This is a genomic window from Candidatus Obscuribacterales bacterium, from assembly GCA_036703605.1.
Classification (GTDB): Bacteria; Cyanobacteriota; Cyanobacteriia; order RECH01; family RECH01; genus RECH01.
This window is the reverse complement of record DATNRH010001163.1, coordinates 19,237-27,802: the sequence shown is the minus strand read 5'-3', so window position 1 is coordinate 27,802 and position 8,566 is coordinate 19,237. Positions and strand designations below refer to the sequence as shown.

Below are 8,566 nucleotides of genomic sequence, written 5' to 3'. Positions count from 1 at the left end.
AGGGCAGAGAAATGGGTATGGTTAAGCTGGGGATTTTTACCCGTCGCCCGCACTGCTAAGGTTTGCTCTGGGGTGAGATACTGCGACCAGTCAATGGACTGAATGCCGCGATAGAGGGCCTTATCATTGGCGCAGGAAAAGGTAGTGAGCTGCATCAAGATCCGAAACGGCAGCCGCGCCCAGAGATTGACGCGGTAAAGAAGGGAGCGATCGCCCTCAAAGCCAACTCCCGCAAAGGTGGTTGATACATGCTGCGCGCCGAGGGACTCTAGTTCCTGAGCGGCGAGGTCTTCCAGACCCCGAGCAACGGTGGCAAAATACTGGGTCATAATTGAGAAAGACCCTGCATGGCTTGGGCAACCTGGTGAGATATGAACGGTAAGATCGCTTCGTTATTGCTATGTTCCTTACCTTCCGTGAACACCACAAGCTGATAGGGTAAGTAATTCGGCAGCTCAATATAGGCGGCATCGTGGCGTACCTTGCTGGTCAACCCTGCCTTCGACCATACTGAAGCCTCTTGAGGCACTCCTGCGCCTAGAAAACCCGTCACCTGATTTTCAGGATCGGCAGCCAGATCGGCTGGATTGAGGCTGCGTTTCATCAGCGCCATCATCGCCTGCGATCGCTCCGACGACACCGCCACCCCCCCGACAATGCTATGCACCAACCGCGCCGTAGCCTCCGTGGTCAACATATTGCGGTTTTCCATGGCCTCGCCCAAAAACGCCCGTTCGCGCCCATAGGCACCATCACACCAGGTTTTGTGGTTGGCGTTGATGGTGGCGAATTCTTCCCAATTGAGAGACTGCAGGTAGCGGTTGACGATATTGCGCTGATATTTCCAGGTTTCAAACGGCCCAGCAGATAGTTCGGGGCCGCTAGTGGTGCCGCTGAGCATGTCCATCACTAGGCTGGTAGCGTCGTTGCTGGAATCCACAATCATGTCGCGCACCGCTCGATCCAGCTCCGCCGTGGCTTGGATCATGTCCTGCTGAATCCATTCATGCACCGCCACCAGGTAAAACAGCTTCACCACGCTGGCAGGGTAGATGCGCTCCACGCCGCGATAGGAAAAACCCCGAGGCGATCGCGCCCAAAAGGCATCAGGACTGAGGGCCCCGCCGGTATTCACCATCACCGGCTGATCGTAGACCACCCAGGTCATGGCCAACTGATTGCGAGCCAGGGTTGGAAATTCTTGCCAAACGGCGTCTAAAATGCGATCGCCCGCCTGTTCTAGGACGACATCTTTATGAAAGAATGGCATGGGTTCCCGTTATCCTGTTGATCCTGTTGCCTATGGTGTCTGCTGATGACCTGCTGACGGCGACCGATGCCCCCCTGGGCTACCAATGCCGCACGGCTATTAACCTCTATAGTTCGCCAGACCTCACCAGCCTCGCGACCCAAGCGATCGCCGGTCGTCAATTGCGTATCTTATCATCCCCTCAGGGGGCGGAGGCGATCGCGGTGCCCGTGTGCCTAGTGGAAGACGACTATCCGGGATGGCTAGCGATGGAAGATCTCCCCAGGCTAGAGTCGGTGGAGACTCCCTACAAAGCGATCGCCCCCAGCGCCACCACCATTCAGACCCAGATGCCGGCGGTGGTGACTATTTTGCTGAACTGGATGAATCGTCCCAACCGTTACCTCTGGGGCGGCACGGCGGGCCCCAACTACGACTGCTCCGGCTTGATGCAGGCAGCCTTTATGACCCTGGGCATCTGGCTACCCCGCGATGCCTACCAACAGGCCGACTTCACCCGCGCTGCCCTACCCCAAACCTGGCTAGCTGAACTGCCACCGGCAGGAGTCCCAGACGACTGGTTCCAGCCCTTGCAATTGGGTGATCTGGTCTTCTTTGGCACCCCGGAGCGGATTACCCATGTAGGCTTTTACCTAGGCGATCGCTACTACCTGCACAGTTCTGGTGAGAGCCAGGGGCGCAACGGCATCGGCATCGATCGCCTGACGCCCGACGAAAATTCCATCAGCACCGCCTACTACACCCAACTGCGCGGGGCGGGGCGGATCACCCAAAGCTACCAGCCTACGGGGCAACCCCAATGGCGATCGCGGCCCTGATTGCGGCAGGCAAGACGCCTACGCGGCGACTATTGCGACCATCATCCAGAGATTTCCGCGGCCCGGCCCTTGTTCGCTATCATGGCCACCATCCAAGCACGGCGCTCGCCCCTGTATGATTCCGCGACTTAAGGCCCTCAAACCCTACCTCCGCTGGGTAATTCTCGGCGGTATGATCCTCTTCCTGCTGGCGGCCCTGCGCAACCAGTGGCAGGAGGTGATGGCCATTCGCATCACCGGGGCAGGCTGGGCCAGTGGCGCGATCGCCCTCGGCGTGACCCTGATGGCCCACATTTGGTCGGGCTGGGTGTGGAGCTGGATTTTGCACGACCTCAAGCAACCGGTCACCGCCGCTTGGAGCATCTCCACCTACCTAAAAACCAATATTGCCAAATACTTGCCCGGTAATGTCTGGCATTTCTACGGGCGCGTCTGGGCCACCCACAATGCCGGCGTGCCCTTAGGGGTCTCGACCCTGAGCGTGGTGCTGGAACCCTTGCTAATGGCCGCCGCCGCCTTGGCGATCGCCCTCCTCAGCAGCCCCCAGCCCAACTGGATCCTGCCCCTGCTCAGCCTGATCCTGATCCTGGGCATCGTCCATCCCCGAGTGCTCAACCCACCCCTGCTCTACCTACAGCGCACCAAGGGCCGCCTCACCAACCGCGACGCATCCCCGGCCGCCCCCCTCGGCCTCAACCACTATCCCCTCAAACCCTTCCTAGGAGAACTCGTTTTTGTGATCCTGCGGGGCATCGGCTTTGTCTTAACAGTGCAAGTGTTGGTGCCGGTGCAGGGCTACCAAGTGCCGCTGCTGTTCAGTGCCTTTGGCTTTGCCTGGCTGCTGGGATTGGTGGTACCCGGTGCGCCAGGAGGATTGGGCGTATTTGAGGTGACAGCGATCGCCATTTTACGCCAAGGCAACAGCGGTCTGCCCCCCGCCATTATTCTCAGCGCCGTAGCCATCTATCGTTTGGTGAGCATCTTAGCTGAAGCGGGTGGAGCAGGATTAGTTTGGCTGGATGAACAACGGACAGGGAGCGATCGCCCCTCCTAATTCTTATCCCCCTTTTGTCATACTGAGATATCCTGATACGCCAGACCCATTCTGTGAATCCCAGCCCTATACCTTTTCAGTCCCAGTCTTCTCCCATCTCTAAGATCGATAACCCATGCTTTACAGCAAGATCTGATTCCTTTCTAGAGGTGTTCTCCCGACGTTCCAAGCGGCAGCTTCACTAGGAATACGGCTATCATCGTGGAGACATTAGGGATCCAGATTAGCTATGAAAGCGCTCCAGGGATTTTGGCAGTTTCTCAATACCGACGTGAAGGCTATCCCCTGGGGCAATGTGGCAGAACAGGGGATCGAAGCTATCAAGACTCTGCCAGATACAGCAGAAGCCTGGCAGGACAATGCCGCCAAAATTCAGCAACTTGCCCCCTACGCACAGAAAGCAGAACCGCTGCTCAAGGCGCTGGATGACCCGATGATCCAGTTGGCCATGGCCGGACTTCCCTTTGTGTCTATCGGCACCAACTTACTAAAGCTGGGACTAGCCATGGCAAAAGTAGATCCCACCTTCGAGAGTTCCGTGGCGATTGTTGCCCAACTGGCCTACCTCCAAAGTTTAGAAACAGTGCTGGGACGCCTCCAGGATGAAGATACTAAAGCCAAACTGGCACAACTATCCTTCAAGGCTGTGATCGAGCGGCAACTGACGCGATTAGACAAAACAGAACTGGCCACAGCCCAGGCTAAGCTGATCACCACGAAATTTCGAGAGTCGGAGTTGGCCCAGAAATTTGGAGCAGCCCTGACGGAGCAGTTGCAGCAGGTAGGACTAGAGGACAATTCAGCTCAGCAGTTAGTGGATCAAGTGCTGTGGGGCAGTCATCGTTATTTTCATCAGGCTATTGCGGAAGCGGGGGAGAGTGTGGAGCCGCTGGCAGAGTTTTACCGCACCGGAGGACGGCAGGCACAAGAGCGCTACGACAGCATCGATGACTATTTGAAAACGAAGATTGAACCCTTGCCCTTGGAGCAGGTGTTTGATGAAAGCAATCCCAAGGTGCGCTTTAAGGACATCTATGTGCGCCTAGAGGTGCAGCCCTTGACCCAGGATGGGGATGTAGACTGGAAGGTCAGACCCCTCTGTAGCCATGCATGGACAAGGCAAATTTTAGAGCAGCCAGCCGATAAACCCCGCAAGGTGATGTTTATAGAAGGGGACGCGGGGCGGGGGAAATCTGTGTTTTGCCGCATGATTGCCGACTGGGTTCGGACTGAATTTGGCGACGCCTTTATTCCGCTACACATTCGGTTGCGGGAGATACGAACCTTAGCGAATAACCTAACAGAGACCCTAGAAGACTGCCCAGACTTAGAGCAGGTGCAGTTTGTGCGGGGAGAATCGGACTGGTTGGCGGATAAAAATACGCGATTTCTGATTATTTTGGATGGCTTTGACGAATTGCTGCTAGAGGGACGAGCCACCGGAGGTTTGAAAGAGTTTTTACAGCAGGTGACAGGCTTTCAGAAGAATAGTAATCATCAGTTACTGGTAACCGGCAGGCCGTTGGCATTGCAAGGGATTGATCGGCTGATTACCCAAAACAAAGACTTAGAGCGGGTGCGGCTGGAGCCGATGGGGAATCAGGTGCGAGAACAATGGCTTACCAACTGGAAAGCCATCTTTGGAGACGATGCAGTCAACACCTTGCAGCAGTTTCTCACGGCCTGCCCCAAGGACATTACTAACACGTTGGCCCGGGAACCGCTGCTCCTGTATTTGCTGGCGCGGCTGAACCGGGAAGGTCATTTGACCCAAGACATGTTTGCCAAGACCCAAACGGGATCCAACCAGGAGATTCAGGCCAAGCTGCGGATTTATCGAGAATCGGTGAACTGGGTGCTGGAGCAACAGCGGCAAGATGAAAACCTGCGGCTATCGGGGTTAGACAACCTAGACGATCTGCGAGAGGTGTTGCAGGAAGCCGCGCTCTGTGTCGTGCAGGCAGGCAATGAAACAGCCCGTTTGGAGATGGTGAAGCAGCGGTTTCAGGACAGCAGCAACCCCATGGGTGAGCTGCTGAAACAAGCTCAGGAAACGACCGGACAATCGGAGGATAAGGCTCTCAACAATTTGCTGACCACCTTTTACCTCAAACCAGGAGAAGGGGACAAACAAGGGTCAGTAGAATTTGCCCACAAGAGCTTTGGAGAATACTTGTTTGCTGAGCGACTGATTGTAGCTTTTGAAGCCTGGACGGAGGTAGATAAGCGCAGCCGATACCGGTTAGATGACCGGGCACTAAATGAACAAATTTATGATGTGTTTGGCTATGGCGGTCTCAGCCAAGAAATTGTTGCCTATTTGTTTGAACTGCTAGAGGAAAGCGACATCGATCAGGTACGGCTGTTCAAGCGACTCCACACTTTTTATCAGCACTGGTGCCAGAACGACTTTTTGGATGCTCCCCCCAATGAAAACCTACCCCAAAAGAAACTGCTGCAACTGCGAAAGCAGGAGATTCCCACAGGACTCAGGCAGGTAGATGTGTTTACAGTCCTCAATGTGATGATTGTGCTGTTCAAACTCCATGCCGCTGCCCAGCTGGACGACTATCCTGACTTGCCTAAAGATACCCCCCGACCTAACATTTGGTTTCATCCCTGCGGTGACCCAGAGACAGAAGACTTTGAAAGCGACCAACTTCTCAACATTATTCACTACGCGGATGCTCTTGGTCTGGCAACGTTTGCCAAGACGGTTGGGCCTCACCTTGACAGCGCCAACCTCTACAAAGCCAACCTCTACAGCGCCAACCTTGACAGCGCCAACCTCTACAAAGCCAACCTCTACAGCGCCAACCTCTACAGCGCCAACCTCGACAGCGCCAACCTCTACAAAGCCAACCTCTCCAGCGCCAACTTCTCCAGCGCCAACCTCTACAGCGCCCACCTCTACAAAGCCAACCTCGACAAAGCCAACCTCGACAAAGCCAGCCTCGACAGCGCCAACCTCGACAAAGCCAACCTCGACAGCGCCAACCTCGACAGCGCCAACCTCTCCGGCGCCAACCTCTCCAGCGCCAACCTCTCCAGCGCCAACCTCTACGAAGCCAACCTCGACAGCGCCAACCTCTACAGCGCCAACCTCGACAGCGCCAACCTCGACAGCGCCAACCTCTACGAAGCCAACCTCTACAGAGCCAACCTCTACAGAGCCAACCTCTACAGCGCCAACCTCTACAGCGCCAACCTCTCCAGCGCCAACCTCTCCAGCGCCAACCTCTACGAAGCCAACCTCGACAGCGCCAACCTCGACAGCGCCAATCTCGACAGAGCCAACCTCTACAGAGCCAACCTCTACAGAGCCAACCTCAATAGTGCTTTACTTATCGAAACCAAATTGAGCACTACTCAGAACCTGACGCTCGAGCAGATGGAAGGTGAGCATCCCCCCCTCCTTTGCAATGCCGCTCTACCAAACCATCTCACCCTTGACCCCAATCGAGATTGGGATCGCCTGGCAGGCGTGATGTTTCATGAAGAATATTTCGAGACATTAGAAGCGGCGGCTCAGTGGGTGGAAGAGAGACGACCCCATTGATTTCAGCGTTGCGATCTTTGGCTCATACACCAGGCACCCCTGGTAGAGATCTCGCTGCAAGGGGTACGACTCATTGATCCAATAACTCTATCTCCCTCACCCCCACCGATAGCGATCGCTCCCCAAGCCAGATCCAGTCTACCTAGCCAAGAGCGATCGCTCCCCAGACCAGCTTCAGTCTACCCGGATGAAAGCGATCGCTCCCCAGACCAACTTCAGTCTACCCGGATGAAAGCGATCGCCCCTCCTGATCCACCTACAAAATTCAGCTAAATTCCCGCCCTATTGCCTATCGATTCAAGCTCCAAATCCATGGAAAATCGCAGCATTCACCGCTAAGCGAGATAAAATGCAAAAGAGCCTTGCCGACCTCAAACCTTCTAGTGATGACCCACGACGCTTTTCGTGAACCTCTTTAACAAACGCTCACCCAGTCAGAAGCGAACTGTCTTTGTGTCTCTCCTAATAGGCACAGAAAAATTGGCGGCTCAACTTATTTTACTCACCTTCGTGTTGCTTGGCGTAGGACTTCCTGCCTACGGAGAAGATGTATCGGAGGATAGTTCTACGAGTTCTTCTCCGGTTGCACCCCCTGAGACGATAGAACCCTCTAGCGAGACGATGGAAGATGGGATATTCTTCGCCGATGTCTTGGTGCGAGGGCAGCCGGTTCTTCAGGTAGGCAGCTTGCCAGAGTTGAGTGCTGCCGATCGCGCCCGTGTCATTAGCCGTCGCATTGCTGGACTGTTGAATCAGCCAAACGCGATTGAACCGGTCACGGTGCAGCTCGATCCATCTCGTCAAATGGCCCTGCTCAAGGTCAACAACCGAGTGCTGATGACGGTCACGTCACAAGATGCTGTGGATTTTGATGTCACGATCGAGACGTTAGCTCAACAGTGGGCCGATCGACTAAATCAAGTTCTGGTACAGCCTAATCTAGCCGTTGATGCCCTACAGCGTTTGGATGGAACTGGACGTCAGTTGGTGGGTCGCACAATTGATTTAGTGCCGTCGTTGCTAGGGGCGTTCTTCATTGTTGGCGTGACCTGGACGGTTGCTAGGGGAGTGCGACGCTTAGGACTGTTATGGGCAGAAGAAACCGAGGGCGATCGCAGCACTGAAATTTTAATTGGGCGATTGTGCTACGGCGGGGTTTGGGTACTGGGTAGTGTTATTGCCCTAGGGGTTTTGGGACTAGACTTTGCTGCCTTACTGGGAGCCTTAGGGCTCACCAGTGTTGCGATTGGTTTTAGCCTTAAAGATGTGTTGAGCAACTACATGTCTGGTGTCATTCTACTGGCAGCCCGGCCCTTTCGCATCAACGACCAAGTGGTGATTGGTGATTATGAAGGAACCATTGTGCAGGTTCAGCTCCGAGCCACAACCATGATCACCTATGATGGGCGATTGGTTTATATTCCCAACCAAAAGGTGTTTCAAAGTTCTGTGATTAACAACACGGCTTCTCCCGTGCGGCGCAGTGACGTGATGGTGGGAGTTGACTGTGATGCTGATATTAATGCTGCGCGACAGGCAATTCTCGACGCATTAACACTCGTTCCGGGAATCGAGGTAGAGCCGGCCCCTTTGGTTCTGGTTCAAGAGTTAGCAGCCAGTACTGTCAACCTAAAAGTGCGATTCTGGGTGAATTCAAGGCAACAATCATTCCTTCAGGTGACCTCTGATGCCGCCCAGGCGATCCAAGAGAAATTGCGGGCCGTTGGTATTGAAATGCCTACGGAAATTTACACCCTGATGTTTCGAGATTTCCCCATAAAACCTCAAACTATAAGTCCGGAGTGATTGCCCCCTAGCTCCACCCAACTAGACGTTGCCCGGACTGCATAGCCTATCCTATGCTT

The 8,566-nt window shown here is 54.8% G+C and carries 6 protein-coding genes; 4 read left to right on the top strand and 2 right to left on the bottom strand.

Annotated features, from left to right (window positions below; all coding sequences use genetic code 11):
- Together V6D20_24205 and V6D20_24200 are read right to left on the bottom strand one after the other, a co-directional pair.
- Positions 1-329 (bottom strand): THUMP domain-containing protein (locus tag V6D20_24205; protein ID HEY9818884.1); only part of this gene is annotated, 329 nt, incomplete at its 3' end.
- Positions 326-1,270: a serine hydrolase gene (locus V6D20_24200; GenBank protein ID HEY9818883.1), complete on the bottom strand. Its 945-nt coding sequence runs from the start codon at positions 1,268-1,270 to the stop codon at positions 326-328. The genes V6D20_24205 and V6D20_24200, both read right to left, overlap by 4 nt.
- Between V6D20_24200 and V6D20_24195 the strand changes: the two genes are divergently transcribed.
- The 4 genes from V6D20_24195 (at position 1,264) to V6D20_24180 (ending at position 8,507) form a co-directional block, all read left to right on the top strand.
- The gene (locus tag V6D20_24195; protein HEY9818882.1) at positions 1,264-2,088 is read left to right on the top strand and encodes a C40 family peptidase; all 825 of its coding nucleotides are present in this window, start codon (positions 1,264-1,266) and stop codon (positions 2,086-2,088) included. The two genes, V6D20_24200 and V6D20_24195, sit on opposite strands and share 7 nt — an antisense overlap.
- A 115-nt stretch (positions 2,089-2,203) precedes the next feature.
- On the top strand, positions 2,204-3,142 hold the full coding sequence (locus tag V6D20_24190; GenBank protein ID HEY9818881.1) for a hypothetical protein: 939 nt from the start codon (positions 2,204-2,206) through the stop codon (positions 3,140-3,142).
- A gap of 229 nt (positions 3,143-3,371) precedes the next feature.
- The gene (locus tag V6D20_24185) at positions 3,372-6,701 is read left to right on the top strand and encodes a pentapeptide repeat-containing protein (GenBank protein ID HEY9818880.1); all 3,330 of its coding nucleotides are present in this window, start codon (positions 3,372-3,374) and stop codon (positions 6,699-6,701) included.
- 453 nt (positions 6,702-7,154) lie between these two features.
- Positions 7,155-8,507, top strand: coding sequence for a mechanosensitive ion channel family protein (locus V6D20_24180; GenBank protein HEY9818879.1), 1,353 nt, complete (start codon positions 7,155-7,157; stop codon positions 8,505-8,507).
- Positions 8,508-8,566 lie beyond the last annotated feature (59 nt).